Origin of the sequence: Pseudomonas campi, assembly GCF_013200955.2 — a bacterium.
Lineage (GTDB): Bacteria > Pseudomonadota > Gammaproteobacteria > Pseudomonadales > Pseudomonadaceae > Aquipseudomonas > Aquipseudomonas campi.
In genome coordinates this window covers 2,103,608-2,128,341 of sequence record NZ_CP053697.2, presented here as the reverse complement: position 1 = coordinate 2,128,341, position 24,734 = coordinate 2,103,608, and the positions used below count along the sequence as shown (strand labels likewise).

The window sequence follows — 24,734 nt, the reverse complement described above, 5'->3', positions numbered from 1 at the left end:
GCTGTTACTGGCGTAGCGCCTTGTCTGGCTCTAGTCCAAAAGATCGTAAACAGGTTCTCAGAGCTGTATTTCGTTACTCACCCCATGCGGTACATGACCGGTGGCCACCACTTCACGGGCTTTCTCACAGTGCCCGGCCTGATCATCGAAAAACACGTCAGCGGCGAAGGCTTCAAGAAACGCCGCTTTTTCCAGCCCCCCGAGAAACAGCGACTCGTCCAGGCGAATATCCCACTCGCGCAGGGTGCGGATGACCCGCTCGTGTGCTGGTGCCGAGCGCGCAGTAACCAGCGCGGTACGAATCGGGCACTGTTCTTCGGCAAACTCGCGTTGCAAGCGGTTCAGGGCCGCCAGGAACGGCTTGAACGGTCCGCCACCCAGCAGCTCACGGGCGGAAGCCTTCTCATGGTCCTGAAACGCGGTCAGGCCGCCCTGCTGATAAACCCGCTCGGACTCATCGGAAAACAGCACGGCATCACCGTCGAAGGCGATGCGCAGCTCGTTGCTGGCCGCCCGCCGCGCCCCACCGGAAAGAATGGTGGCGGCGGCAAAGCCCGCATCCAGGGCGCTGCGCACATCCTCGACATGGGTGGAGAGAAACAGGTGGCAGCCGAATGCAGCCAGATAGGGGTAAGGGCTGCGGCCGCCGACGAAGGCGGCGCGGGAAATGCCCAGACCGTAGTGCTGAATCGAGTTGAACACGCGCAGGCCGGTATCGGCACTGTTGCGTGATACCAGGATGACCTCGACCCTGGCCTGCCCCAGGCTGGTGTTGAGGCTGAGCAGCTTCTCCACCAGGGGGAAAGCGTCGCCAGGGCTGAGAATCTCCTCCTCGTGGTCGATCTGGTACTGGCGGTAGGCGGCGACCCCTTCGCTCTCGTAGATGCGATGGCTGTCACTCAGGTCGAACAGTGCTCGCGAGGAAATCGCCAACACCAGCTTGTCACCCAGTCCCTTGCTCATATCGACCTCAATGTATGTCCAGAAAACGCAATGCCTGGTAGAGCATGCGGGTTTTCGGTAATTCACAGCCGGTTGCAGCAGCGGCGGCCAGCGGTGCTGCGTAAATGGCCTCAAGCTCCAGCGGGCGCTGCAGCGTGAAGTCGTGGTACATGCTCGGCAGGTAGTCTGGCATGCGCTCGGTGGCCGCCAGCAGCTTGTCGGCACAACCTTCCGGCAATACATGACCGCAGGCGGCAGCGCCCTGCACCACTTCCAGCATGATGGCGTGGATCAATGCGCGACTATCGGCGCTCGCCATCAGGCGGGTGGTGCCCGCGTTGAGCAGCACGGACAAGCCGTTGTACGGCACGTTCCACACTAACTTCTGCCAGCGGGCCTGTTCCAGCTCGGCCATTGCCGTTGCTTCCAGCCCGGCGGCGCGGAACATCGCAGCGCCCTCCTCGACAATCGCCTGGCGTTGCTCAGCGCTGCTCGACGGGCCCGAGTGGTAACCCAGACTCAGCGCCCCCAGTGCCTGGTGTTCGATCACCCCAGGCGCGGAGCGATGCGCGCAGATATAGCAGAGCCCGCCGAACAGATGCAGGGAGTCCGGCAGCAGCGGGCGTAACTGATCTTCCACCGCCAGGCCGTTCTGCAACAGCACAACCTTGGCTCCCGGCTCTGCGACCCTGCCAATCAGCGGTGCCAGCTCGGCGTTACTGGTGGTCTTGGTGCCTACCAGCAGCCAATCGCAATGGGGCATTTGCTCCGCGCTGGGCCAGGCCTGCACGGGTTGCAGATGCAACCGGCCATGCACGGCACTGTTGAGTTGCAGGCCATGTTCGGCAACCGCTGCATACTCGCTGCGCAGGAGGAAATGCACGTCAAAACCGGCCCGAGCCAGCATCAAACCATAGAAACCACCAATGGCACCGGTACCGATAATGCCAATGCGCGGGCGTGGTCGATCTTGCATCAAGGTAACTCCTCGGACTCCAGCTGCAGGGCCTGCGCGATGGCAGCATTCAACCCGGCGGCGCTCAAGCGGCAGTGCAATGTGCCAAAAAACTGCCCATCGCGAATCAGAAACACGCTGGGAAGCTGGAAAACCTCATAGCGCTCGACCAGGCCACCATTATTCCCGGCATCGATCCAGCACAGCTGCTCGACAGCCAATGGCAAGCCAGGCAGCTCGCGGCGCGCCCAACGACAACTGGCACAACCTATGCTGGTGAATATGAGCAAGGACGTGCCGCTCAGTTGCAACAGACGCTGCTCGGCATCGAAATCGGTCAACTCCAGACTGGGCACTATACTGTTCATGTGTGATGTCAAATAAGTGGCATCCGGAGTAGTCAAAATGCGTCATTTCTTGCGTCACCCCAGCGACATGCCAGTCGAACTGGTTCAACGCAAACACGCCTTCCTGCCGAGACAAAGGCTGAACAATATCAGCCTCGGGGGCGTGGCGTGCAATTCCAACAAAGGCTTTCGCAAGGGCACGGCAGTCGAGCTGCGCATTCCCTTGCTGGGCGAGCAGGCGCGTTATCCGGGCGTTGTGGCCTGGTGCCGCAAGCAGGCTGAGGATTACCTGGTCGGCATTGCCTTTATCGATGAAGACACCCTGTTCCGCGCGCGCATGGTCGAGCAGGTCTGCCAGATCGAGCACTACCGTCATCAGCGCGAACGCGAACTCGGCGAGGATCTGCCCGTTGAGGTAGTGGCTCGCGAGTGGATTGCCCTGCATGCGGCAGAGTTCTCCGGAGCCAGCTTGAACTAGTGTTTTCCTGCCTGGCACGGCTTTTAAGCGGCCGCGCCCATTGTCGAGCCCGCCCGTTACGCGCTAAGGTTCCGCTTCCCCGCTGCGCCCATGATTAGCTGTGCCTCTGGCGCCCGGCACCCGTGACCTGATGACTCTGACTGATGAATAGCACGATGGCTGATTTACCGATCGACGATCTTAACGTTGCCTCCAACGAAACCCTGATCACCCCGGCGCAGCTCAAGCGCGAAATCCCTCTCACCGCCGCCGCCCAACGCACCGTCGCCCATGGCCGCGAAGTGGTACGCAATATTCTCGATGGCACGGACCACCGCCTGTTCGTGGTCGTGGGCCCCTGCTCCATCCATGACATCAAGGCGGCCCACGAATACGCCGAGCGTCTCAAGGTGCTGGCTGCAGAAGTGTCCGACAGCCTGTTCCTGATCATGCGCGTGTATTTCGAGAAGCCGCGTACCACGGTCGGCTGGAAAGGCCTGATCAACGATCCGTACCTGGACGATTCGTTCAAGATTCAGGACGGCCTGCATATCGGTCGCCAGCTGCTGCGCGACCTGGCCGAGATGGGCCTGCCGACCGCCACCGAAGCCCTCGATCCGATCTCCCCGCAGTACCTGCAGGACCTGATCAGCTGGTCGGCCATCGGCGCGCGCACCACCGAATCGCAGACCCACCGCGAGATGGCCTCCGGCCTGTCCTCCGCGGTCGGCTTCAAGAATGGCACCGATGGCGGCCTGACGGTGGCGATCAACGCCCTGCAGTCCGTTTCCAGCCCGCATCGCTTCCTCGGCATCAACCAGGAAGGTGGCGTCTCGATCGTCACCACCAAGGGCAACGCCTACGGTCACGTGGTGCTGCGCGGCGGTAACGGCAAGCCGAACTATGACTCGGTGAGCGTGGCTATCTGCGAGCAGGAACTGGCCAAGGCCAAGATCCGCCCGAACGTCATGGTCGACTGCAGCCATGCCAATTCCAACAAGGACCCGGCTCTGCAGCCGCTGGTCATGGAGAACGTGGCCAACCAGATCCTCGAAGGCAACAACTCCATCGTCGGCCTGATGGTGGAAAGTCATCTGGGCTGGGGCAGCCAGTCGATCCCCAAAGACCTCTGCGACCTCAAGTACGGTGTATCCATTACCGATGCCTGCATCGACTGGGACGCCACCGAGAAGACCTTGCGCAGCATGCATGCCAAGCTCAAGGACGTCCTGCCCAAGCGCCAGCGCAGCTGACTGGAGCAGGAATGAAAACGCCGGGCATTGCCCGGCGTTTTTGTTTGTTCTGGCCTGTCAGTGATGGCGCTGACGTCGCTCCAGATAGCGCTCCACGTAAGAACAGGACGGAATGACCGTGTAGCCCATGTGCTCCGCGTACTCCAGCGCCTGCTCGGTCAGTGCCGCGGCGATGCCGCGGCCGCGCAATGGATTGGGCACGAAGGTACGGTAGATATCCAGGGTCTGCTTGCCCAGATCCATATAGGCCAGGTACGCCCGATGGCCATCGATGACGGCCTCAAACTGGTGACCCGCCAGGTCATGGTGGATGGACAACCCTTCGCTCATTTCTACTCCTCAGCGGGTTCTAGAACAGCACCCTTACCTTATCGATCTTTTCCAGGCGAAGAAACATCTCGGCCGAGCCGGAACCAAACTGGACACTCAGGAAAACTTTGCCGTTCTCTACCTTGTGCAATAGGCCTTGATAGTAGGCTCCGTCATAAGTAATGAACTGTAGTCGTTTTCCCGCATGTTCGGCCAGACTGGCGACTTCGACAAAATCGTACTGGCGCAACTTGCCCGGTTGCTCGACCTCAGGTGCACGCACCAGCTCTTCCTCTTCGGGAGCGGCCACAGCATCCGGGTCGACCCAGGAAAACGCCAGAGGGTGCACCGCCTGCTGGTTGATCAGCAGCACCGGACGCAGCATGGCCACTACATCCTTGGGCTCGAAGAACTGCAAACCGTCCCAGCTCATGCCTTCCGTGGGTGCCAGCTCCAGACGCAGCGCCTGTGGGTCCTTGTAGTACGCACCCAGCGACTTGAGCAACTCGGGGTCCAGAGCAATCCGCTGTGCACGCAAGGCGCGGTCTAGCTGATCCAGCGTAGTCTGCAGGTAGGCTTCTTCGGTTTGACCGAGCTTGCCAGCGCAATAGCTCTGGATCTTGCGCTGGTACTGATCATCATTGATCTCCAGCGTCACAGTGGATAAGCGCGGCGGATTGACCCGCATGTCACCCGGCCGCTCAGACATATTGGCCAGTGCAAAATTGACCCGGTACTCACCCATATCACGGGTATCGGCTGTCAGATTGAACGTCAACGTCTGGGCGCCAGGCTGGTACAGATAGGAAAACTGCGCATCGGTTTCCAGTGTGCGATAGCCCATTTCAAGCAACTCATCACTGCCGATATAGCGAGAGCTGCCGCAGGCGACCTGGGACAAGGCGGTGTAGATAGAAGCCTCTTCTGGCTGCTGGCTTATCTGCGTCATGAAGGGGCCATGCACGTCGAACTCCAGGCCCTTGATGTTGACCGCCATCTGCTCCGGAAACTTGCCGGCGCTCATGCTCTCCTTGAAGCGCAACAAGTCCATGAGTCCCTTGAACTTCAACTCGGCATGTTCGATGCGGAAATGATCGCGCATCAGCGGCACATGCACATTAATGCCGGAAATCCCGACCCGCCCATCGAAGGAGGAGGTAATCCCGGAATAACTTATGCGCATGACGGGCGACAATTGCTCGATAGCGTCGTTCATGATCGTGCGGACCGACAACCACAGCGATGCCTTGATAAGCAGTGCCAGGGCAAGAACCCCTAGCAAACCCCATTTAACCAGCTTCGACATATGCAACGTCCTTGAAATATTTCGGGAGAACAGCCTTCCCGTTGGCCGCCCCGGATGTTATCAGGCAGGCAGGATGCCAGCCACGATCTGAGCTAAATTGCTGGGCAAGACGTCACTCTAAGCACCTGATCTGTATGTTTTTTAAGCAAAACATAGAGCCAGGGCTAGATAAAAGAAAAAAAGTGGCTTGTCTTGCGTTCGCTCAGTTTACTTACTAAAAGTAATGGGTAGTATGTAGCCCGGCTAATTTCCCAGTGTTGGGGAATTGCTTTTATGGAAAGTCCACCTCAAGGGGAACACGATGAACAACGTTCTGAAATTCTCTGCTCTGGCCTTGGCAGCAGTTCTGGCTACCGGTTGCAGCAGCATGTCCAAAGAAACTGAAGCCCGTCTGACCGCTACTGAAGACGCCGCTGCTCGCGCTCAAGCTCGTGCTGACGAAGCCTACCGTAAGGCTGATGAAGCTCTGGCCGCTGCTCAGAAGGCTCAGCAGACTGCTGACGAAGCCAACGAGCGCGCTCTGCGCATGCTGGAAAAAGCTAGCCGCAAGTAATACTTGCCAAAGCTTTGAAGAAGCCGACCTGTTCGCAGGTCGGCTTTTTTATTGCCTGCGAATTATCCAGGCCAATAAAAACCCGCCGATGCTTGGCATGGGCGGGTTTCGGAACGCGCTATCTAGATCAGAACTGAACCTGCGCAGCATTGTCCGCCAGCGAACCCTGCCCCTGCTGAGGCACGGCGATCTCGATAGGCATGCCGTCTTCGGCAGCCACCACCTCGCGCACCACTTCCCAATCCAGACGCATCTGCCCGGCAACCTCGTCGCGCTTGAGCAGCGCATTGATCACCGCCGTGTGCTTGTCCACTACCGAAGGCACGCCATGATCATCCAGTGGCGCGTGAGCCTCCAGGTAGACCTTGCCATTGCTCATGCCGAACTTGTACGGCTCGTTGACAATGCGCACCGAGGTGCCCACCGGCGCCATCTTGGCCAGCTCCAGCACGTTGTGGTTGAGCATGCGGAAGCAGCCGTGACTGACGCGCATGCCAATGCCGAACTTCTTGTTGGAACCATGGATCAGGTAGCCCGGAGTACCCAGGGTGAACTTGAACGGACCCAGCGGGTTGTTCGGGCCTGGCGGCACATAGGCTGGCAGCGGATCACCATCGGCTGCGTGCTCGGCGCGGATAGATGCTGGCGGCGTCCAGCCTGGATTGGGTGTTTTGGCGGTGATGGTGGTTTTCGCAATGGGCGACCCCCAGCCTTCCCGGCCAATTCCCAGCGGGAAGGTGTGCACCACATTCTGCCCCTTAGGGAAGTAATACATGCGGTACTCGGCCAGGTTGATCACGATGCCCTCGCGCGGACCTGGCGGCAGGATGAAGCGGGTCGGCAACACGACCTCGGCGCCCGCGCCCGGCAGCCAGGGATCAACGCCCGGGTTGGCCACGACCATTTCCAGGTAGCCCAGATCATTGGCCGCGCCCAGATCCGCGAAGGTGTCTTCGTACTTGGCTTTGACTACCTGCACCTGGCCGACGATGTCATCGCCCGGAGCAGGAAGCGGCAGTTCAAGGGCTGCTACGGGGCCCGCCACGCAAAAACTGGCGAGAGTCAGGTTACGGGCGACGGCAGGAACGCGCGACAACATCCGGAAATCCTTGGCATGAATGACTGATAAATAGACTCGGAATTGTACACCGGCAATGCCAGAGCTGGGAGACCCCGCAAACCCACCAGTAGCCATTCCACTTGCCAACGAATACCCGGCCTTGCCTATAAGGCTTCAGGCCAGATCGACCGCTCACCTCGGCGCTGGGCTTCCAGCACGCTCTTGCAAGCCTGGCAGAGGCGCTTGTCGCGCAGGCTGGTCTTGTCCACTGCGCTCATCACCGGCAAGGCTGGCAGCAGGCCCCCGCACAGTGTGCGATCAGCGAACCCCTGCAGCTCGAGCTGGCGAGCGACCAGGTGTACACGCGCCTCGCGGCAGGCGAACAGGTCGAGCTGTTCGTCGGGCACGATCAATTGATAGGCATGCAGGGACCAGGCAGGGCGCGGCATTGGGAGCTCCGAGAGGGGTCGCCACGATAGCCGAAAGGCTGCGCACGGGGAAGACTCAGAGCAAGGGCTGCAACTGCGGCCAGACGTTATCCAGCAGGCGTTCCTGGGCGCTCACGGTCGGGTGGATACCATCGGCCTGGATCATTCCCGCCACACCGCCAACGCCATCGAGGAAGAACGGTACCAGCGGCACCTGCTTCTCCGCTGCCAGATTGCCGTAGACCGCAGCAAAGGCACGCGTATAGCGCTGTCCGTAATTGGGCGGCAAGTTCATGCCCAGCAGCAGCACCTTGGCCCCAGCTGCGCGCGAGCGGTCGATCATCGCAGCAAGATTCTGTTGCAATTGCGCAGGTGCCTGTCCACGCAGCCCATCATTGCCGCCCAGCTCGATTATCACCAGCTCCGGCTGATGCTGTGCAAGCAGCGTGGGCAGGCGCGCGAGGCCGCCGGCACTGGTGTCGCCGCTGATTGAAGCGTTGATCACCCGCTGTGGGAAACCACCCTCGACCAAGCGTTTTTCCAGCCGTGCAACCCAGCCCTGACGGGTATCCATGCCAAAAGCAGCGCTGATACTATCGCCCACGACCAGCACGCTGCCGGCCATGGCGCCCTGGGGCCACAACACCTGAGCCAACAACAGCAGTGCAGCAGCACCGCTCACCCACCACGCACGCATCGGACTCTCCATGAGCGCTAGCATTCTTTCTGCGCGGCACCTTAGCAAAGTGGTTCCCAGCACGGAAGGCGAGTTGAGCATCCTGCACGACCTCAGTCTCGAGCTGAACCGTGGCGATAGCCTGGCCATCGTCGGCAGCTCCGGATCGGGCAAGTCCACCCTGCTCGGCCTCCTCGCGGGTCTCGACCTGCCCAGCAGTGGCGAAGTGGAGCTGGCCGGACACAGCCTGACCAATCTGGATGAAGATCAGCGCGCACGAGTCCGCGCCGAGCATGTGGGTTTCGTCTTCCAGTCTTTCCAGTTGCTCGACAACCTCAATGCCCTGGAAAACGTCATGCTGCCGCTGGAGCTGGACGGCCGCCGCGATGCCCGCGAGCGCGCCCGCGGCCTGCTGGAGCGGGTCGGCCTGGGCCAGCGCCTGACCCATTCACCCCGCCAACTGTCCGGTGGCGAACAACAGCGCGTTGCCATTGCCCGCGCCTTTGCCGCCGAGCCGGCAGTGCTGTTTGCCGACGAACCGACCGGCAACCTCGACAGCCACACGGGCGAACGCATCAGCGACCTGCTGTTCGAGCTGAACCAGGAACGCGGTGCAACCCTGGTGCTGGTCACCCATGATGAACGCTTGGCGCATCGTTGCCGGCGCCTGATTCGCCTGGAAGGCGGCCGTCTGGTCGACACTGTGGAGCCCTGATGCGCGCCCTGCCGCTGTCACGCCTGTTCGCCCTGGCCTTGCGCCAGTTACTGCGCGATGCCCGTTCCGGCGAGCTGCGCGTGCTGTTCTTCGCCCTGCTGATCGCCGTGGCCTCCAGCACTGCCATCGGTTACTTCAGCGCGCGCCTGAATGGCGCCATGCTGTTGCGTGCCACCGAGTTCCTCGGTGCCGATCTGTTGCTCTCCGGCAGTGCGCCGGCTACGTCGGAACAGATCGAAGCAGGCCGCCAACTGGGCCTGGACCATGCGCAGGTGGTCGAATTCTCCAGCGTGATCGCCACCGATCAGGGTATCCAGCTGGCCAGCGTCAAGGCCGCCAGCGCCGGCTATCCGCTGCGCGGCGAGCTGAAAAGCGCAGCGGCGCCCTATCAACCCGAACAGCCCGGCACAGGACCGGGGCCCGGCGAAGCCTGGGCGGAGGCCCGACTTTTTGCCGCGCTGGACCTGAAGATCGGGCAATCGATAGAGGTCGGCAACCTGCCCCTGCGCCTGACCCGCGTACTGACCTACGAACCGGATCGCGCCGGTGATTTCTACAGCCTCACCCCGCGGGTACTGATGCATCTGGACGATCTGCCCGCCACCGGCGTTGTGCAGCCCGGCAGCCGGGTGCGCTACCGCGAATTGTGGCGCGGCGATGAGCAAGCCCTGCAGCGCTACCAGGATGGCTTGCAAGCAGGCCTTGCGGCGCACCAGAGCATTGAGGATGCGCGCTCCGGCAACCGCCAGATCGGTGGCGCACTGGGCCGCGCCGAACGTTATCTGAACCTGGCCAGCCTGGCTGCCGTGCTGCTTGCCGGGGTCGCGGTAGCCTTGTCGGCGGCCCGCTTCGCGGCCCGGCGCTTCGACAGCAGCGCACTGTTGCGCTGCCTGGGCTTGTCGCGTCGCGAAGCCCTGAGCCTGTTCGCCCTGCAACTGGCGCTGCTCGGTCTGCTGGCATGCATCGCTGGCGCAGTGCTCGGCTGGGCTGGCCAGCTGATCCTGTTCAAGCTGCTCGCGGGCCTGCTGCCGGCCGGTGTGCCGCCTGGCGGCGCCCTGCCCGCCCTGGCCGGCATGGCCATCGGTCTGGTGGCATTGGCCGGTTTTGCCCTGCCGCCGCTGGCAGCGCTGGGGCGCGTGCCGCCATTACGGGTACTGCGCCGCGACCTGCTGCCGGTGCCACCGAGTTCCTGGCTGGTCTATGGTGCAGCACTGCTGGCCCTGGGCCTGATCATGTGGCGCCTGAGCCTGGATCTGAAACTGACCCTGGCCCTGCTCGGTGGCGGCTTGCTCACCACCCTGCTGCTGGGCGGCCTGTTGCTGCTCACGCTGCGTAGCCTGCGCCGGTTGCTGGCGCGTGCCTCATTGCCCTGGCGCCTGGGCCTGGGCCAGTTGCTGCGTTACCCGCTGGCCGCCGCGGGGCAGGCACTGGCATTCGGCCTGATCCTCCTGGCCATGGCACTGATCGCCCTGCTGCGCGGCGAGTTGCTGGATACCTGGCAGGACCAGTTACCCGAACAGGCCCCCAATCACTTCGCCCTCAACGTGCTGCCGGCAGAAAAGGAGGCCTTCGCCGCGCGCTTGGCCGAGATCTCGCCGCAGCCTGCTCCGCTCTATCCAATAATTGCCGGGCGCCTGACCGAGATCAACGGCGCGGCGGTCAAGCAGATCGTCAGCAAGGACAGCACCGGCGACCGCGCGGTAAGACGTGACCTGAGCCTGACCTGGTCGGCTGAACTGCCGAGCGGCAACGAGCTGGTCGAAGGGCAGTGGTGGACGACTGGCGGGGCCGGGGCAGTGCCGGGCGTCTCGGTGGAGTCCGAGTTGGCCGAAAGCCTGCAGCTGCAGCTCGGCGACCTGCTCACCTTCGATGTCGGCGGCCTGCAACGCCAGGCCCGCGTCAGCAGCCTGCGCAAGGTTGAATGGGACAGCTTCCAGCCGAACTTCTACATGATCTTCGAGCCCGGCACCCTGCAGGATCTGCCCGCCACCTACCTGACCAGCTTCTACCTGCCGCCCAACAGCGAGCAGCAACTGGTGGAGTTGGCGCGAGCCTTTCCGGCGGCCACCCTGCTGCAGGTCGAGGCGCTACTGGCGCAACTGCGCAGCATCCTGGCCCAGGTCACCCTGGCCGTGGAGTACGTCTTGCTGTTCGTCCTGGCGGCGGGCCTGACCGTGCTGTTCGCCGGCCTGCAATCCACCCTGGATGAACGCATCCGCCAAGGCGCCCTGCTCCGCGCCCTGGGCGCCGAGCGCCGCCTGCTTATCGCCGCGCGGCGCACCGAGTTCGCCCTGCTCGGCGCCACCAGCGGTGTGCTGGCCGCACTTGGCTGCGAACTGGTAAGCCTGCTGCTGTACCGCTTCGTCCTCGATCTACCCTGGCAGCCGCATGCCTGGCTGCTGCTATTGCCGTTGATTGGCGCCCTGCTGGTGGGGACTGCCGGGGTACTCGGCACCCGCCGCGCCCTCAATGTCAGCCCTTTGGCCGTCCTACGCGATACGTGAGAGTTACATGAGCCGTTACCGTCCGCCGCGCACCGCCGGCACTGCCCTGATTACCCCGCAAGGTGAAGCACGCCTGCGTGCGGAACTGCACGAGCTTTGGCATGTGCGTCGTCCGCAGGTGACCCAGTCGGTCAGCGAGGCGGCGGCCCAGGGCGACCGTTCGGAAAACGCCGAATACACCTACGGCAAGAAGATGCTGCGGGAAATCGACAGCCGCGTGCGCTTCCTGACCAAGCGCCTGGAAAGCCTCAAGGTGGTCGACAGTCGTCCTGCCGACCCGAACAAGGTCTACTTCGGCGCCTGGGTGACCCTGGAAAATGACAATGGCGAAGAGACCCGCTATCGCATCGTCGGCCCGGACGAACTGGACCTCAAGCAGGGACTGATCAGCATCGACTCGCCGCTGGCACGGGCCCTGGTTGGCAAGGCACTCGACGCCGAAGTACGGGTACAGGCACCGGGCGGCGAGCAGACCTTCTACATTACCGCGATCGAGTATCCCTAGGGCTCAGCACAGGCTGATCAGCCCTTGGCGGGCGACCCGTACCAGTTGTTCGATCAGCTCGGCATTCACCGGTTGCACCTCGCCACCGACCACCACCAGATCGAAGCCGTTGCTGGGTAACTGCGCCAGTGCTTCGGCGTCTGGCGAGGCAAACTTGATCAGGAAATTACGCGCTCCCGGCCAATGCTTGGGCCAGCCTTCGAGGCTCTTCAGCAGACGCGGTTGATGGCTGCCGACCAGCAGCACATGCGGATGGCGGTTGACCGCGGTACGCGGCAGGGAGGAAAAATACAGATGAGGGCGCGGGCAATTCATGGATACAGTCTCAGCCTCGTAATCCCGCCGGACTGCGGTGAGAGGCGACACCGGCCAGCGCTTTAGCGGTATTTGCCCAACCGGGCGGCGCCCCGCAAGTTGCTCTTAAATCGGCGCCATGGGGGTGATGCTAAAAATCCTCGCACCGCTCTGTCAAGCCGCATGCAGGCCGGGAAGCGCGGCTGCCGTTGTACATTCTCCTGGGCGCTTGAGCACTTCCCCCCTTTTTACCTCGCACCCGCAGACCGTTGGCCGCCGCTACCAGGGCGTTAGGCAGTCACCTTTGCCGTCGGCAACAAGCTGATCGGCCACTTCTGAGCGAACGAATTCCCACGTGGCGTTTCCCCAGGTAACAACTCGGGGTTTGCGGGCAAGGTCGATCAAATAGTGGCCTTAATTTGCAAACGGCCGTTTAGAGCCTTCGCTCTAATATTCCAACTTCTTGGCACATTTCCTGCCATTCAAGCTCCGCTGAAGTGCCTGCCCAGGATGGCTATGGCTGGCTGAACCCAGGGAAAACTGCCACATCACTGCTTGAGAGCCCCCATGAATAATAAGAAGACTCTGCTCGCCCTCTGCATCGGAACCGGAATCCTCCTCTCTGGCCAGGCCCAAGCCGGCCTGTTCGGCTCAACCGGCTACACCAAGACCAAGTACCCGGTCGTCCTGGCCCACGGCATGCTGGGCTTCGATAGCATTCTCGGTATCGACTACTGGTATGGCATCCCTTCGTCGCTGCGCTCCGATGGCGCCAGCGTCTATGTCACCGAAGTCAGCCAGCTGAACACCTCCGAACTGCGCGGCGAAGAGCTGCTGGAACAGGTCGAGGAAATCGCCGCCATCAGTGGCAAGGGCAAGGTCAACCTGATCGGTCACAGCCACGGTGGCCCGACCATTCGCTACGTCGCCGCCGTACGCCCGGACCTGATCGCCTCGGCCACCAGCGTCGGCGCACCGCACAAGGGCTCCGACACGGCCGACTTCATTCGCCAGATTCCTCCGGGTTCGGCCGGTGAAGTGATTGTTGCCGGTATCGTCAACGGCCTCGGTGCACTGATCAACTTCCTCTCGGGCAGCTCCAGCACCTCGCCGCAGAATGCCCTGGGCGCCCTGGAGTCGCTGAACAGCCAGGGCGCAGCGGCCTTCAACGCCAAGTACCCACAAGCCATCCCGACCAGTGCCTGCGGCGAAGGCGCCTACAAGGTCAACGGCGTCAGCTACTACTCGTGGAGCGGCAGCAGCCCGCTGACCAACTTCCTCGACATCAGCGACCTGCTGATGGGCGCATCCGCGCTGGCCTTCGACGAGCCCAACGATGGCCTGGTCGGCACCTGCAGCTCGCACATGGGCAAGGTGATCCGCGACAACTACCGGATGAACCACCTCGACGAGGTCAACCAGACCTTCGGTCTCACCAGCCTGTTCGAGACCAATCCGGTCACCGTCTACCGCCAGCACGCCAACCGTCTGAAAAACGCCGGTCTGTAATCAGCCTGCCGGGGCCTTCGGGCCCCCTTGGCTCGCCTCTTCGAGTATCGACGTGAATCGAAAACTGCTATTTGCCGCCCCCCTGGTAGTCGGAGGCAGTATTGCGCTGACGCTCTACCTGAACCCCGCGGCCGACCTCCCGGCACCGGTCAACATGCCTGCAACGCCCACCGCCACCAGCACGCCAGCGGCGACTCTCGACAGCACCACGCAAACTGCGCAGGCCAGCACCCAGGACAATGCGCCCTATGCCCTGCCTTCTTCTTTTGACGGAACGACAGTAGACGGCCAGTTCCGTGTCGACAGCGCCGGCAATCTGCTGATCAGCGAGGATATCCGGCGGATCTTCGACTACTTCCTCAGTGCCCTGGGAGAAGATTCGCTGCAGCACAGTATCAAACGCTTGCAGGCCTACATCACCAGCCAGCTGGCAATGCCCGCCCGTGAACAGGCGCTGGCCCTGCTTGAACAGTACCTGCAATACAAGCAGCAACTGGTACAGCTGGAAAAGGACCTGCCGCAGATGGCCAGCGTGGATGCCATGCGCCAGCGCGAGCAGGCCGTACAGGCCTTGCGCGCCTCGCTGTTCAGCGCCGAGGCGCATCAGGTGTTCTTCGGCAACGAAGAGGCCTACAACCAGTTCACCCTGCAGCGCCTGGCCATCCGCCATGACCAGAGCCTGAGCGATGACGAGAAAGCCGCAGCCCTCGACCAGCTGCGCAATAACCTGCCGGAGTCCATGCAGGAACTGATCGTGCCGCAGCTGCAGACCGAGCTGCGCCAACAGACGGCAGCCTTGCAGGCGCAAGGTGCCAGCCCGCAGCAGATCCAGCAGCTGCGTCTGCAACTGGTCGGTGCCGAAGCCACCGCACGCCTGGAGGCGCTCGACCAGCGACGCCAGCAATGGGCGCAGCGCCTCAACGACTATCGCCGGGAGAAGGCGCTTATCGAAGCCAACAACGGCCTCAGCAGCAGCGACAAGGCGGCAGCCATCGACAGCCTGGCTGCCGAACGCTTCGACGATCAGGAGCGCCTGCGCCTGGCCGCCGCCGAAGAGCTGGCCAGCGCCCGCGAACAGACGCCTTGAAACAGAAACGACAAGGCCCGCAAATGCGGGCCTTGTTCATTGCAGGGGGACTCAACCGGCGATGCGGCGATCCAGCGACAGCTTGCCGGCCCCTTCGATGACCAGAGTGGCACTGATCAGCGCCAGGATCATCGCGTACTCATAGCCATTGGCGCTCATGAAGAAGCCATTGACCCAGTGCACGCTGAAGATGGCGACCAGCATGGCAATCAGCAGGGAGATCGCTGCCGGGCGTACCAGCAGGCCGACCACCAGAGCCAGGCCACCGAAGAACTCGGCACTGCCAGCCAGGGCGGCCATCAGGTAGCCAGGGGTGATGCCGATGCTTTCCATCCACTGGGCCACGCCGTCCAGGCCGTAGCCACCAAACCAGCCAAACAGCTTCTGTGCGCCGTGGGCGGCGAAGGTCAGGCCGGTGACGATGCGCAGCAGGGTGATGCCGTAACCGGCTTGGGTGGCGAGAGCGGATTTGATCAGTGCATTCATGCCAGTGCGTCCTTTAGTGCGAGAAGTGAGAGTTAGCGGTTGCTGAACAATAGATTAGATGAATTTATCGATTTAAAAAGTGCAAATATGCGCTAATTAAAATCGAATAAATAGATCATTTCCGCGTGCTCACTTTCTGCCCTTGCGGCTCGATCAGATCACGCTCGCGGTCGTAAGCCAGGTAGTACTTGTTCACGCTGCTCACGTAGCTGACCACGCCCATGCCCATCTGCTCCATGGCGACGCGCTCGACCTGGAAGAACCAGCGATTAGCGTCCAGCCCCCGGCGCCGCGCCTCGGCCCGCAAGCTCTGCACCCGTTGCGGGCCCATGTTGTAGCCGGCCAGGACAAAAGCCATGCGCTCTTCCTCGGCGATCTGCCGGCTGGAGAAGAACTCGCGGCGGATGCGCGCCATGTAGCGGGTGGCGGCCAGGACATTGCTGTCCAGCGCCTGGATATTGCCAACCCCGACGCTGCGCGCCGCCCCCGGGGTGATCTGCATCAGGCCGGTAGCGCCCGAGGCGCCGCGCGCAGCCGGATTGAGGGTGGACTCCTTGTAGGCCACCGCCGCCAGCCGCAACCAGTCGAGATCCTGCTGCTGGCCGTGTTTCTGCAACACCTGGCGCACCTTCTCCAGGCGCTGGCGGTCATTGCCCGTGAGGGGATTACGCACCTTGTACAGGCGGCGGTAGACACGCTGGAAGGTGGCATCCTGATCGGCAGGCTGGCGGTAGCTGGCCAGAAAACGATCGATACTGGCGCGCAGCATCAATGCATCGCGGCGCACGAACCAGCTCATGTCAGCCGTCTGCCCCACCCGCAGATGCCTCTCGATGCGCAGCCTGGGCAACACCTTGCTCCAGCGCTCGGCAATCGGCTGCTCCACGGCCGTCCAGGGGTAGATACCAGCCTGGACCATCTCCAGCACGTCCTCTACGGCGAGACTGGGATCAGCCCACTCGACCACGATCGGCGGTAGCTTGCGTTCGGCCAGACTCTGATTCACCTCGCGCAGGGCTTCGCCAACGGCACTGCCTGCCGGCAGAACCAGGCTGCGCCCGGCCATGTCTTCGAGTTTGCGGTAGTGACGATTGCCGCGATTACCCACCACCACAATCGCCACATCACGGCGAATCGGCGCACTGGCAGTGACCATGCGCCCGGTATGCGGGGCCAGCAATTCTCCCGGTGCGACCAGATCACCCTGGCCCTTCTGCAAGGCTGCAAGCAGTTGATCCTTGGGCAACGGGATGATCTTCAGGCGCAGATTGCGGCCGTCACGGACATTGCGATTGAGGTATTGCTCAAAGGCCCGCAAGCGATGGCGCTCGACGCCTATCGCCTGGCCCTTCACTTCACCGGAGCTGTTGCGGCTCTGGTTGACCAGCACGCGCAACTCGCCACTCTTGCGCACCTCGGCCAGGTCGCGCAGCGGTAGATCACTGCCACGCACCTCGGCCGGCGAGCTGGCCAGACGCGCCTGGACGGGCAGCGCCAGGAGCATCAGGCAACAGAGCAGGAACGACAGCGCTCGGATCATCCGACCTCCGGGTGGCGCCAGGCGTGACAACTGCCTGGCCGACTGCAAGCCCCGAGCAACCGGCCGAACCGGACAAACGGGGCCGCGGAGAGTGTCACAGACAACCGCTTGGCGCCAGTCGCAACGAATAAACAGCCTTAGATTTCATAGCTAAACCAATGTAAATATTGAGTTTTCTGATAATTACACTGCTCTGCTATGCTGCCCGACGCAGTTTAGAGATAGCACCATGCAACTCATCGACATCGGCGTCAATCTGACCCACCCCAGCCTGGCCCGGCAACGTGACGAAGTACTCGCTCGCGCACAGGCTGCTGGCGTCTGCCAATTGATCCTGACCGGCACCAGCCTGGAAGAGAGCGAACAGGCCCTGACCTTCTGCGAGGAACTGGACGGCACTGGCCAACGGCTGTTCAGCACCGCCGGCGTGCACCCGCACGATGCCAGCCAGTGGAACGCCGACAGCAGCCGCCAGTTGCGTTCCTTATTGGCGCAAGCGCCGGTGCGCGCGGTGGGTGAATGCGGGCTGGATTTCAACCGCGACTTCTCCCCTCGTTCACTGCAGGAAAAAGCCCTGGAGGAGCAGCTGGCCTTGGCGGTCGAACTGCAGCTGCCGGTGTTCCTCCATGAGCGCGACGCCAGCGAGCGGCTGATCGCCATCCTCCGCGAGTTTCGCGACCGCCTGCCGGCGGCGGTGGTGCATTGCTTCACCGGCGAGAAAACCGCGCTGTACGGCTACCTAGACCTCGACCTGCATATCGGCATCACCGGCTGGATCTGCGACGAACGCCGCGGCACTCACCTGCACCCACTGGTGCGCGAGATTCCGGCCGGGCGGCTGATGCTGGAAAGCGATGCGCCGTTCCTGCTGCCACGCAGCCTGCGGCCCAAACCGAAGAGCGGGCACAACGAACCGGCGTTTCTAGGCGAAGTGTTGCGTGAGGTCGCCGCGCACAGAGGCGAAAGTCAGGAAGCGCTGGCCGCACACACGACCGCCAGCGCGCGGGCGTTCTTCGATCTTCCGCTGATCAGCCGAACACCGTCACCGTCTGCCGACTGAGGGCCAGCAGCTCGCCCGTGGGGCTCCACAGGCCGGCGGCGATATGCCCGTAGCCATCGCGGGCATGCTCGATCTCGGCCCGGTACAGGCACCAGTCGTGGGTGGTCAGCTTGGCCACCGGCTGGACGAACTCGATGGTCCAGGTCAGCGAGCTGCCCGGGGTCGGCGCCTTCAGGTGTGACAGCGGGATCGGCGGCCAGGCATCGACCAGGGCCAGCAGGTGGGTTTCGCTGATCTTGTCGTAGGACACATCGCTGCGCAGGCGTACCCAACCGCCCATTTCACGCGACGTGTTGCCGCTGAAGGGCATGCCGCCCAGCCCCCAGCGCATGGCCAGGAAACGGGTGAACTCGGGGGTGACGCCGGCGATGTACGGCAGTTCCTGGCATTCCTCGACCGGCTTCATCGCGGGCGCGGGCACGGCGGGAACCTCGACTGCCGACTGGCGCGAGGCACCAAAGCTGCCCTGCATCAGGGCCACTACTTCACCGTTCTGCACCGCGCGGCCCAGTACCTGGCTGACCGCCTTGCCTTCGCGCAGCACTTCCACTTCGAACGCCACCGCCTCGCCCATCAGCAGCGGACCGACAAAGGTGATCGACAGCGAACGCACCGGGCGCCCGGCCGGCACCTTGGCGCGCATGGCTTCGTAGATCATCGCCGCGACCAGGCCACCGAACGTGGCCCGCCCCTGGCCCCAGAGTGGCGGCACTACAACGTGTTGCGGGCGGTTATGCACCGCCTGGATCAGTTCAGCAAAAGTCATGCAGCAATCTCCTGTTATCTGCTCAACAGCTTAGGAGAAAAGCACCTTGCTGCGGGAGGGGCGTTCTAGACAATTCAGCCGCGAAATTACCGCCAGTCAGTCCGCTTGTGACGCCTCGGGGAAGTGTTCGCACAGTGCCTGCAAGGCTTGGTCTGCTTTTTGCTCGGCTTCATCCAAGTGGCGCTGCCAGAGCGCGGCGCAGGGCTGCAGATCGGGCTCGCTGGGCAGGCGCGCCAGCCACTGCAGGTGATCGTGCCAATCGCCCAGCGCGGCCTGGGCCAGGCGCAGGCCACTCAGGCAGTTGGCCGAGAGGTCGCTATGGCGTGGATAGGCCTCGGCGCAGTAGCGCAGACGCTTGATCAGCAGGCGCAGGCGATGGCGGTCATGGGCCGGATCGCGCAGAGCCGTCGCCAGATGTTGCGCCTGGTTCGCCAGGTACTTGCGTACGCGCTTGCGGCCCACCTGCCACTCACCCTTGCTCCGGGCCTCGCGACAGTTGTCGGGCCAGTCGTCGAGGAGGATAAACAGGCGCTGCAAGGCCAGGCTGTCGAGCAAGCGGGCGTAGCCCTCCGCCAGGTGAGTGCGGCGCTGCCTAGCCAGGTGGTCATGGCCCAGCCGCTGCAGCTCGCCGGCCAGCACTTCGAGGTCGCGCAGCGGCCCGCTGCTTTCCCCGAGCGCCGCCGCCGCTTGCTCAAGCTGTGCGCAGAGCGCCTGCCGGCGCAGCGGGCGCAACAGGCTGCGCAGCTTGCGCAAGGCGATGCGCAGGTCATGCAGCGCCTCGTCATCCGTTTGCGCCTGCAAACGGGCACAGCAGGCATACAGCCGCACCTGCTGGCTCAGCACCTGACTCTGCAGCTTGTTCAGTAATTCCGTCACTCTGCCCTCCCTGAAAGCATCTGCTCCCATCCATGGCCATATTGCCGCTGCTGCTGTGAGCAGCAAGTGGTCAATAGTCGCACGCCTGGCTCAAGCACTTGTCGCGGATCTTGCGTAGGATGCAGCGTGTGTTCAGCCAGGATAACCTGCGGCACGGCGCACCCTACAGCTCGAAAAAGGCTCTAAGCGCCTGGGCTTTTGCGCCAGGGCAACATACGACGCAACTGGCGCAGCGCTGCACGCAGCTCGTCAGGCGCGCTGGGCTGACCGGCATAGCGCTGCGCCTCATAGATCCGCGCAAAGGCCTGGATGGCCGCGGCCTGGACCGGCAGTTCCCGCGCCGCGCGATGGGCAAAGGCGCGCATGCCTTCGCCGCGCTGGCGGATCACGGCATGGCGGGCCAGGGCCCGTTCGAAACCGCGCAGCAGGCGTTGCTGTGGGTCGCGCTCGCGGCGCCAGGGCTTGAACAGCCAGAGCGCTACCAGCCCAAGCAACACTCCGCCGCCACCCACCAGGGCCAGGGCCAGGCGCTGCCAGTCGAGGGTACCGAACCAGCGTTGCAGCAGGTGCAGCTGCTGCTCACCGCGATAGCCCAGCACCCAACGCTGCCAGCCGTAGTTGATGTTGTCCCAGGTCAGGCGCAGGTCGTTCAGCCAGCCGACATCGCGGTAGCGCAACAGCGAGAGCGGCGATTCCTCGAGAAAGCTCTGCTCCTCGGCGAGAGCCTGTTCCAGCCCCAGCTCGATACGTTCGGGTGCCACCTGAAAGGTCGGATCGACGCTGATCCAGCCTTTGCCGTCCTGCCAGTATTCGACCCAGGCATGGGCATCGAACTGGCGCACCGACAGGTAATTGCCGGCCGGATTCAGCTCGCCGCCCTGGTAACCGGCCACCACCCGCGCCGGAATGCCGGCCGCACGCAGGACGAAGGTCATGGCACCGGCGTAGTGGGCACAGAAGCCCTTGCGCGTGCGGAAGAGGAACTCGTCGATGCTGTCGGCGCCCACCGGCGGCGGTTTCAGGGTGTAGCCATAGGGTTCGCGGTTGAAATGCTGCAACAAGGCCGCGACCAGCGCCTGGTCCTGCCCATGTTGGCTGCGCAATTCCTCGGCCCAGGCGCGGCTGCGCGGGTCGCCCTGTTCGGGCAGTTGCAGGGCCCGCCGAGCCACCGCAGGCGGGAGCTCTACCTGGCGCAGCGCCTGCGGCCAGGAGCTGACCTGATAGAGCAGGTTCTGCACCACCGGCTGGCGGTTCTCCAGGCGGAAGTCGCTCATCTGGCGCACACCGTCCTGATTGCTCAGGCCGACATCCAGGGCGAACAGCCACGGCTTGCCACTGGGCTGCATGACGATGCTGTAGTCCAGCGCCGGGCCCTGTTTACGCCAGTCGGCACCGCCGATCTGTTTAGCCCCCGCCGACTGCGACCAGCGCCGGCCATCGAAGTGTTCCAGGGTCAGCGCGCGCCAGTACAGCTCACTGCGTTCGGGCATCGGGCTGCTGAAACTGGCGCGGAAGGCCAGGGCATCGGAACGGCTGAGTTCGGCGATATCGGCCGGCGCCATGCTGTCGGACAGGCCGGTAAAGGCCTTGTTCGGGTTGGGTAGGCTCCACAGCGGGCCCAGGCGCGGGAAGAACACGAACAGCAGCAGCATCAGCGGCAGCGCCTGCAACTGCAGGGTAACGGCCAGTTTCAGGGTGGCCCGCGGCTGCACGGCCACCCCGCTCTGCTGCAGACCGATCAGCGCGGCCAGCAAGGCGGTCACCGGCAGCAGGCTGTACAACGCGGCAAGCAGACTGTCATCGAACAGGTAGGCCGTCACCACCACGAAGAAGCCGAGGAATATCAGCACCAGGGCATCGCGCCGGCTGCGCATTTCCAGCAGCTTGAGGATAAAGGTCGCCACCAGCAGCAGCACGCCGGCATCCAGGCCGATCAGGCTGCCACGGGAGAGGAACACACCGGCGGCCGTAGCCAGCAGCAGGCCGACCCGCACCAGGGTACCGGGATAGGTGGCGCGCATGCGGAACACCTGGATCCGCCAGCCGGCGCAGAACAGCCACAGGCCGATGATCCACGGCGGCAGGTGCAGCAGGTGCGGCAGGATCACCAGCACCTGGGCCACCAGCAGCCAGGTCAGGGCAATCCGCGGAATCGGCTGGACGCTGCTCATGCGGCCACCCCGTAGAGTGCCAGAGCCCGCAGGCAGGCCTCGCGGTGCGCGTCGCCATAGTCCGGCGCCAGCTCGCTACCGGGCAGGCGCAGGCCATAGGGCTGCTGACGATCGTCGAGCTGCAGCACCCAATGGCAGAGCAGCGACAGGCGCGCCTCCGGGTCGCCGCCAATGGCCAGGAAGTCCAGCCACAGGTCGCGCCCGGCCAGGGCGGCGAAATCCTTGACCAGCAGGCCCTGGCCGCGCGAATAGGCCTTCCAGTGCAGGCGCCGCTTGGAGTCGCCAGGCTGGTAGGTTTTCAGCCCCTGGTAATCGTCTGCGCCCTGGCCGCTGGCGCGCGAACCTTCATCTTCCTCGTCCTGGCCGGCACCGGCGGCCAGGGGCAGATCGCCCGCCAGCGGCTTTGGATAGACCAGCACCGCCTGATCCAGATCGACCCAGCTCCAGGCCACCAGCAGGCCGAGCGGAAAGCGGCTCTCCACCCGCAGGCGTCCGGGGCGCAACCAGCCACGGCGCGTGGCCGGCAGGCTCAGCTCGCACTCGCGCTGGCCGTTTTCCGGCACATCGAGGGTCTGCAGCTCGCCCTGCGGCCAACCCAGGCCGACGGCATGGTGAGGGCTGCCAACGCTCTCCAGACGCACGCGAAAGCGCGCCTGCTCGCCGACGAACACTGCACCGCTGCTGCCGGCCTTGAGCACCAGCCCGGTGAAATTGCGGTAGGTGTGCAGGATGGCGACGATGAACACCGCCGCGAGAACGAAGGTCAGGCCATAGGCCAGGCTGTTCTCGTAGTTGATCGCGGCAAGCAGCAGGAGGAACAGCATCAGGCCGAACGCCGCGCCGACCCGGTTGGGCATGATGAAGATGCGCCGCTGGTTGAGCTGCACCTGAGCTGCCGGCGGAATGCGCCGGGCGACCCAGTTGCGCCAGCGTGCCTGGCCGCGTTCGCGCAGGGTCAAACCGCCGGCACCTCGCGCAGCAGCCACTGCACCAGCGAGCCACCACCATGCCCGGCCGGATCGGCGCGCTCGCGCAGGCGATGGCCGACCACCGAAGGCAGCACGGCCTGCACATCTTCCGGAATCACGTACTCGCGGTTGGCCAGGAAAGCCCAGGCGCGCGCCGCCGACAACAGCGCCAGGCTGGCGCGCGGCGACAACCCCCAGGCGAACTGCGGTTCGCTGCGGGTGGCCTCGACCAGGCGCAGGACGTAGTCGACCAGCGCATCGCTGGCGCGCACCTGGGGAATCAGCGCCTGGATCGCCGCCAGCTCGGCATGGTCGAGCAGCGGCTGCAGTTTCGGCAGCAGTTCGCGACGCGCCTCGCCCAGCAGCAGGGCCTTTTCTGCGGCCTTGGCCGGATAGCCCAGGGACAGGCGCATGAGAAAGCGGTCGAGCTGCGACTCCGGCAAGGCGAAGGTGCCGCCCTGGCTCACCGGGTTTTGCGTGGCGATGACGAAGAAGGGTTCCGGCAGCGGGCGCGTAGCGCCTTCGATGGTCACCTGGCCCTCCTCCATGGCCTCCAGCAGCGCGCTCTGGCTTTTCGGCGTGGCCCGGTTGATCTCGTCTGCCAGCACCAGTTCGGCGAAGATCGGTCCGGGGTGGAAAGTGAACTGGCCGCTGTCCTTGTCGAACACCGACGTGCCGAGGATGTCACCGGGCAACAGGTCGGAGGTGAACTGGATGCGTTGGTAGCTCAGGCCGAGGATGCGGGCCAGGGCCTGGCTAAGGGTGGTCTTGCCCATGCCCGGCAAGTCTTCGATCAGCAAGTGCCCGCGCGCCAGCAGGCAGGTCAGCGCCAGGCGCACCTGCGGTTCCTTGCCCAACAGAATCTGGTTCACTGCGTGCAGTACGGCATCCAGCTTGGTGCGCATGAATCACTCCTTTCTTGTCAGGCGCACGATGCTACTGCGCCACGTCGATATGGCATAGCGGGCTGCAATCTTTGTTGACGATTAGGCGGGGCGTTGCAGGCTGAACTGGTCGCGGGTTCGACAGTACTGGCTGCCGCCCAGACGCCCGACCAGGTCCAGGCGCTGCGGGTCGATCCGTCCCTGCTCGTTGAGCACGGCGTCATCGATATGCGCCAGCAATACTTCGACGAAGATCAGGTGGCAATTGGGCGTGGCTCGCGGGAACGGCTGCACCTCCAGCAACCGGCACTCGAAGGCCACCGGTGCGCCCGCTACCCGGGGTGGACGTACCAGCGCCGAGGACAGGCTGGCGATGCCGCAGTGGGAAAACTCGCTGATGCCGTGGGGCAGGTGCGCGGCGCTGGCATTCATCGCCTCGGCCTGGGCGAAGGACACCAGCTGGATCACCAGCTCGCCGGTGTCCTGCACGTTGCGCAGAGTGTCCTTGAGGCTGCCATCGTCACGCGAACCGACGTTGATCATCAGGCTCGGCGGATCGTCGCTGATCACTTGGAAGAAACTGAAGGGCGCCAGGTTGCTGACACCCTCCCGCGACAGGCTGGAAACCCAGGCAATCGGCCGAGGGGTAACGGTGGAAGCCAGCCAACGGTAGGCCTCCAGGGCGCTCAAACGACTGAAATCGAGCTGCATGCCACCCTCACTCAACGGCCGGCGCGCGACTCACGGATATAGAAGCGCGCTTTCTGCGCCTTGGCCGAGCAGCCTTCGAAGGCTTCGAACTGCTGCTGGGTCTTGGCCCCGGTCAGCAGCGACAACGCCTTGGAGTAGCTGACCGTACCGGCAAAGCCCTCGGCCTTGGCAATATCCAGCTCGCGCCAGGCGGCATCCAGCTGGTTGGCGCAGCTGTCGCGATACGCCGTCTTGCCGGCACAACCACTGACGAGTACGACGAGCAGCGTCAGCAAGGTGAAATTCTTCATGGGGATCAAGCTCCTGAACAGCGGATTCTTGTATGGGATGGCGTAAGGGGCGAGAAGTGCCCGAGTTTTGCTTTTGCCAAGG

27 protein-coding genes are annotated in these 24,734 nt (G+C 63.6%); 9 read left to right on the top strand and 18 right to left on the bottom strand.

All coding sequences use genetic code 11. From position 1 onward, the window contains the following. Positions 1–57: 57 nt before the first annotated feature. From HNE05_RS09865 to HNE05_RS09855, 3 genes are read right to left on the bottom strand one after another with little or no spacing between them, the layout of a single operon-like run. Positions 58–963: a 5'-nucleotidase gene (locus HNE05_RS09865; RefSeq protein WP_173206323.1), complete on the bottom strand. Its 906-nt coding sequence runs from the start codon at positions 961–963 to the stop codon at positions 58–60. A 7-nt stretch (positions 964–970) separates the two neighbouring features. After that, positions 971–1,918, bottom strand: coding sequence for a putative 2-dehydropantoate 2-reductase (locus HNE05_RS09860; protein ID WP_173206320.1), 948 nt, complete (start codon positions 1,916–1,918; stop codon positions 971–973). Then, the gene (locus tag HNE05_RS09855) at positions 1,918–2,265 is read right to left on the bottom strand and encodes a YbbN family protein (protein ID WP_173211648.1); all 348 of its coding nucleotides are present in this window, start codon (positions 2,263–2,265) and stop codon (positions 1,918–1,920) included. The genes HNE05_RS09860 and HNE05_RS09855 overlap by 1 nt, the downstream gene beginning before the upstream one ends. A gap of 37 nt (positions 2,266–2,302) precedes the next feature. On the opposite strand from HNE05_RS09855, the gene HNE05_RS09850 reads away from it, so the two are divergent. After that, complete coding sequence (locus HNE05_RS09850; protein WP_173206317.1) at positions 2,303–2,722, top strand: PilZ domain-containing protein; 420 nt, start codon at positions 2,303–2,305, stop codon at positions 2,720–2,722. A gap of 155 nt (positions 2,723–2,877) precedes the next feature. After that, positions 2,878–3,954 (top strand): 3-deoxy-7-phosphoheptulonate synthase, encoded by a 1,077-nt coding sequence (locus tag HNE05_RS09845; protein WP_173206314.1) that lies wholly within the window; start codon positions 2,878–2,880, stop codon positions 3,952–3,954. 57 nt (positions 3,955–4,011) lie between these two features. Here HNE05_RS09845 and HNE05_RS09840 read toward each other — a convergent pair whose 3' ends face one another. Together HNE05_RS09840 and HNE05_RS09835 are read right to left on the bottom strand one after the other, a co-directional pair. Further along, on the bottom strand, positions 4,012–4,284 hold the full coding sequence (locus HNE05_RS09840; RefSeq protein WP_173206311.1) for a GNAT family N-acetyltransferase: 273 nt from the start codon (positions 4,282–4,284) through the stop codon (positions 4,012–4,014). Between the two features lie 19 nt (positions 4,285–4,303). Beyond that, positions 4,304–5,569 carry a hypothetical protein gene (locus HNE05_RS09835; protein WP_173206308.1) on the bottom strand — a complete coding sequence of 422 codons (1,266 nt, stop codon included), beginning with the start codon at positions 5,567–5,569 and terminating at the stop codon, positions 4,304–4,306. Between the two features lie 301 nt (positions 5,570–5,870). On the opposite strand from HNE05_RS09835, the gene oprI reads away from it, so the two are divergent. Further along, positions 5,871–6,122 carry an outer membrane lipoprotei OprI gene (oprI, locus tag HNE05_RS09830; RefSeq protein WP_003239826.1) on the top strand — a complete coding sequence of 84 codons (252 nt, stop codon included), beginning with the start codon at positions 5,871–5,873 and terminating at the stop codon, positions 6,120–6,122. Between the two features lie 127 nt (positions 6,123–6,249). On the opposite strand, the gene HNE05_RS09825 is transcribed toward oprI, so the two are convergent. The 3 genes from HNE05_RS09825 to HNE05_RS09815 all read right to left on the bottom strand — a co-directional run bounded on the left by HNE05_RS09825 (position 6,250) and on the right by HNE05_RS09815 (position 8,307). Next, positions 6,250–7,221: a L,D-transpeptidase family protein gene (locus tag HNE05_RS09825; RefSeq protein WP_173206305.1), complete on the bottom strand. Its 972-nt coding sequence runs from the start codon at positions 7,219–7,221 to the stop codon at positions 6,250–6,252. A 125-nt stretch (positions 7,222–7,346) separates the two neighbouring features. Continuing rightward, positions 7,347–7,631 carry a hypothetical protein gene (locus HNE05_RS09820; protein WP_173206302.1) on the bottom strand — a complete coding sequence of 95 codons (285 nt, stop codon included), beginning with the start codon at positions 7,629–7,631 and terminating at the stop codon, positions 7,347–7,349. 55 nt (positions 7,632–7,686) lie between these two features. Further along, on the bottom strand, positions 7,687–8,307 hold the full coding sequence (locus HNE05_RS09815) for an arylesterase (protein ID WP_173206299.1): 621 nt from the start codon (positions 8,305–8,307) through the stop codon (positions 7,687–7,689). 10 nt (positions 8,308–8,317) lie between these two features. On the opposite strand from HNE05_RS09815, the gene HNE05_RS09810 reads away from it, so the two are divergent. Genes HNE05_RS09810 through greB form a run of 3 tightly spaced genes read left to right on the top strand, consistent with a single transcriptional unit; the run spans position 8,318 to position 12,010 of the window. Further along, positions 8,318–9,001, top strand: coding sequence for an ABC transporter ATP-binding protein (locus tag HNE05_RS09810; protein WP_173206296.1), 684 nt, complete (start codon positions 8,318–8,320; stop codon positions 8,999–9,001). After that, positions 9,001–11,505 (top strand): ABC transporter permease, encoded by a 2,505-nt coding sequence (locus HNE05_RS09805; RefSeq protein ID WP_173206293.1) that lies wholly within the window; start codon positions 9,001–9,003, stop codon positions 11,503–11,505. Before HNE05_RS09810 ends, HNE05_RS09805 begins: the two co-directional genes overlap by 1 nt. 7 nt (positions 11,506–11,512) lie before the next feature. Then, complete coding sequence (gene greB / locus HNE05_RS09800) at positions 11,513–12,010, top strand: transcription elongation factor GreB (protein WP_173206290.1); 498 nt, start codon at positions 11,513–11,515, stop codon at positions 12,008–12,010. A 3-nt stretch (positions 12,011–12,013) separates the two neighbouring features. On the opposite strand, the gene HNE05_RS09795 is transcribed toward greB, so the two are convergent. Then, positions 12,014–12,325 carry a class I SAM-dependent methyltransferase gene (locus HNE05_RS09795; RefSeq protein WP_173206287.1) on the bottom strand — a complete coding sequence of 104 codons (312 nt, stop codon included), beginning with the start codon at positions 12,323–12,325 and terminating at the stop codon, positions 12,014–12,016. Positions 12,326–12,871: 546 nt separating this feature from the next. On the opposite strand from HNE05_RS09795, the gene HNE05_RS09790 reads away from it, so the two are divergent. Next, entirely contained in the window at positions 12,872–13,813 is a 942-nt protein-coding gene (locus HNE05_RS09790) for a triacylglycerol lipase (protein WP_173206284.1), read from the top strand. Positions 13,814–13,865: 52 nt separating this feature from the next. After that, positions 13,866–14,900, top strand: a complete 1,035-nt coding sequence (locus tag HNE05_RS09785) for a lipase secretion chaperone (protein WP_173206281.1) — start codon at positions 13,866–13,868, stop codon at positions 14,898–14,900. Between the two features lie 51 nt (positions 14,901–14,951). Here the strand turns inward: HNE05_RS09785 and HNE05_RS09780 are convergent, their stop codons facing one another. Both HNE05_RS09780 and HNE05_RS09775 read right to left on the bottom strand, forming a co-directional pair. After that, on the bottom strand, positions 14,952–15,386 hold the full coding sequence (locus HNE05_RS09780; protein WP_173206278.1) for a DoxX family protein: 435 nt from the start codon (positions 15,384–15,386) through the stop codon (positions 14,952–14,954). 115 nt (positions 15,387–15,501) lie between these two features. Further along, positions 15,502–16,926, bottom strand: coding sequence for an MltF family protein (locus HNE05_RS09775; protein ID WP_173206275.1), 1,425 nt, complete (start codon positions 16,924–16,926; stop codon positions 15,502–15,504). Positions 16,927–17,155: 229 nt separating this feature from the next. On the opposite strand from HNE05_RS09775, the gene HNE05_RS09770 reads away from it, so the two are divergent. Next, on the top strand, positions 17,156–17,986 hold the full coding sequence (locus HNE05_RS09770) for a TatD family hydrolase (RefSeq protein ID WP_173206272.1): 831 nt from the start codon (positions 17,156–17,158) through the stop codon (positions 17,984–17,986). Here the strand turns inward: HNE05_RS09770 and HNE05_RS09765 are convergent. The 7 genes from HNE05_RS09765 to HNE05_RS09735 all read right to left on the bottom strand — a co-directional run bounded on the left by HNE05_RS09765 (position 17,955) and on the right by HNE05_RS09735 (position 24,652). Next, positions 17,955–18,752 (bottom strand): acyl-CoA thioesterase, encoded by a 798-nt coding sequence (locus tag HNE05_RS09765; protein WP_173206269.1) that lies wholly within the window; start codon positions 18,750–18,752, stop codon positions 17,955–17,957. The genes HNE05_RS09770 and HNE05_RS09765 overlap by 32 nt on opposite strands. 96 nt (positions 18,753–18,848) lie before the next feature. Next, the gene (locus tag HNE05_RS09760; RefSeq protein ID WP_240008843.1) at positions 18,849–19,628 is read right to left on the bottom strand and encodes a CHAD domain-containing protein; all 780 of its coding nucleotides are present in this window, start codon (positions 19,626–19,628) and stop codon (positions 18,849–18,851) included. Positions 19,629–19,810: 182 nt separating this feature from the next. Beyond that, entirely contained in the window at positions 19,811–21,799 is a 1,989-nt protein-coding gene (locus HNE05_RS09755) for a transglutaminase TgpA family protein (RefSeq protein WP_173206262.1), read from the bottom strand. Beyond that, complete coding sequence (locus HNE05_RS09750; RefSeq protein WP_240008851.1) at positions 21,796–22,752, bottom strand: DUF58 domain-containing protein; 957 nt, start codon at positions 22,750–22,752, stop codon at positions 21,796–21,798. The genes HNE05_RS09755 and HNE05_RS09750 overlap by 4 nt, the downstream gene beginning before the upstream one ends. A 2-nt stretch (positions 22,753–22,754) precedes the next feature. Then, on the bottom strand, positions 22,755–23,672 hold the full coding sequence (locus HNE05_RS09745) for an AAA family ATPase (protein WP_173206259.1): 918 nt from the start codon (positions 23,670–23,672) through the stop codon (positions 22,755–22,757). 81 nt (positions 23,673–23,753) lie between these two features. Next, on the bottom strand, positions 23,754–24,362 hold the full coding sequence (locus HNE05_RS09740) for a flavin reductase family protein (protein WP_173206256.1): 609 nt from the start codon (positions 24,360–24,362) through the stop codon (positions 23,754–23,756). Positions 24,363–24,373: 11 nt separating this feature from the next. Then, positions 24,374–24,652: a hypothetical protein gene (locus HNE05_RS09735; protein ID WP_173206253.1), complete on the bottom strand. Its 279-nt coding sequence runs from the start codon at positions 24,650–24,652 to the stop codon at positions 24,374–24,376. Positions 24,653–24,734 lie beyond the last annotated feature (82 nt).

What these genes read in the sequence shown, in the direction of transcription:
- HNE05_RS09820 (WP_173206302.1), bottom strand. Translation starts at nt 7,631, where the DNA reads ATGCCGCGCCCTGCCTGGTCCCTGCATGCCTATCAATTGATCGTGCCC.
- HNE05_RS09850 (WP_173206317.1), top strand. Translation starts at nt 2,303, where the DNA reads ATGCGTCATTTCTTGCGTCACCCCAGCGACATGCCAGTCGAACTGGTT.
- HNE05_RS09795 (WP_173206287.1), bottom strand. Translation starts at nt 12,325, where the DNA reads ATGAATTGCCCGCGCCCTCATCTGTATTTTTCCTCCCTGCCGCGTACC.
- HNE05_RS09775 (WP_173206275.1), bottom strand. Translation starts at nt 16,926, where the DNA reads ATGATCCGAGCGCTGTCGTTCCTGCTCTGTTGCCTGATGCTCCTGGCG.
- HNE05_RS09780 (WP_173206278.1), bottom strand. Translation starts at nt 15,386, where the DNA reads ATGAATGCACTGATCAAATCCGCTCTCGCCACCCAAGCCGGTTACGGC.
- HNE05_RS09740 (WP_173206256.1), bottom strand. Translation starts at nt 24,362, where the DNA reads ATGCAGCTCGATTTCAGTCGTTTGAGCGCCCTGGAGGCCTACCGTTGG.
- HNE05_RS09815 (WP_173206299.1), bottom strand. Translation starts at nt 8,307, where the DNA reads ATGCGTGCGTGGTGGGTGAGCGGTGCTGCTGCACTGCTGTTGTTGGCT.
- HNE05_RS09845 (WP_173206314.1), top strand. Translation starts at nt 2,878, where the DNA reads ATGGCTGATTTACCGATCGACGATCTTAACGTTGCCTCCAACGAAACC.
- HNE05_RS09855 (WP_173211648.1), bottom strand. Translation starts at nt 2,265, where the DNA reads ATGAACAGTATAGTGCCCAGTCTGGAGTTGACCGATTTCGATGCCGAG.
- oprI (WP_003239826.1), top strand. Translation starts at nt 5,871, where the DNA reads ATGAACAACGTTCTGAAATTCTCTGCTCTGGCCTTGGCAGCAGTTCTG.
- HNE05_RS09770 (WP_173206272.1), top strand. Translation starts at nt 17,156, where the DNA reads ATGCAACTCATCGACATCGGCGTCAATCTGACCCACCCCAGCCTGGCC.
- HNE05_RS09865 (WP_173206323.1), bottom strand. Translation starts at nt 963, where the DNA reads ATGAGCAAGGGACTGGGTGACAAGCTGGTGTTGGCGATTTCCTCGCGA.
- HNE05_RS09835 (WP_173206308.1), bottom strand. Translation starts at nt 5,569, where the DNA reads ATGTCGAAGCTGGTTAAATGGGGTTTGCTAGGGGTTCTTGCCCTGGCA.
- HNE05_RS09810 (WP_173206296.1), top strand. Translation starts at nt 8,318, where the DNA reads ATGAGCGCTAGCATTCTTTCTGCGCGGCACCTTAGCAAAGTGGTTCCC.
- HNE05_RS09755 (WP_173206262.1), bottom strand. Translation starts at nt 21,799, where the DNA reads ATGAGCAGCGTCCAGCCGATTCCGCGGATTGCCCTGACCTGGCTGCTG.
- greB (WP_173206290.1), top strand. Translation starts at nt 11,513, where the DNA reads ATGAGCCGTTACCGTCCGCCGCGCACCGCCGGCACTGCCCTGATTACC.
- HNE05_RS09860 (WP_173206320.1), bottom strand. Translation starts at nt 1,918, where the DNA reads ATGCAAGATCGACCACGCCCGCGCATTGGCATTATCGGTACCGGTGCC.
- HNE05_RS09765 (WP_173206269.1), bottom strand. Translation starts at nt 18,752, where the DNA reads ATGACTTTTGCTGAACTGATCCAGGCGGTGCATAACCGCCCGCAACAC.
- HNE05_RS09790 (WP_173206284.1), top strand. Translation starts at nt 12,872, where the DNA reads ATGAATAATAAGAAGACTCTGCTCGCCCTCTGCATCGGAACCGGAATC.
- HNE05_RS09805 (WP_173206293.1), top strand. Translation starts at nt 9,001, where the DNA reads ATGCGCGCCCTGCCGCTGTCACGCCTGTTCGCCCTGGCCTTGCGCCAG.
- HNE05_RS09825 (WP_173206305.1), bottom strand. Translation starts at nt 7,221, where the DNA reads ATGTTGTCGCGCGTTCCTGCCGTCGCCCGTAACCTGACTCTCGCCAGT.
- HNE05_RS09840 (WP_173206311.1), bottom strand. Translation starts at nt 4,284, where the DNA reads ATGAGCGAAGGGTTGTCCATCCACCATGACCTGGCGGGTCACCAGTTT.
- HNE05_RS09745 (WP_173206259.1), bottom strand. Translation starts at nt 23,672, where the DNA reads ATGCGCACCAAGCTGGATGCCGTACTGCACGCAGTGAACCAGATTCTG.
- HNE05_RS09735 (WP_173206253.1), bottom strand. Translation starts at nt 24,652, where the DNA reads ATGAAGAATTTCACCTTGCTGACGCTGCTCGTCGTACTCGTCAGTGGT.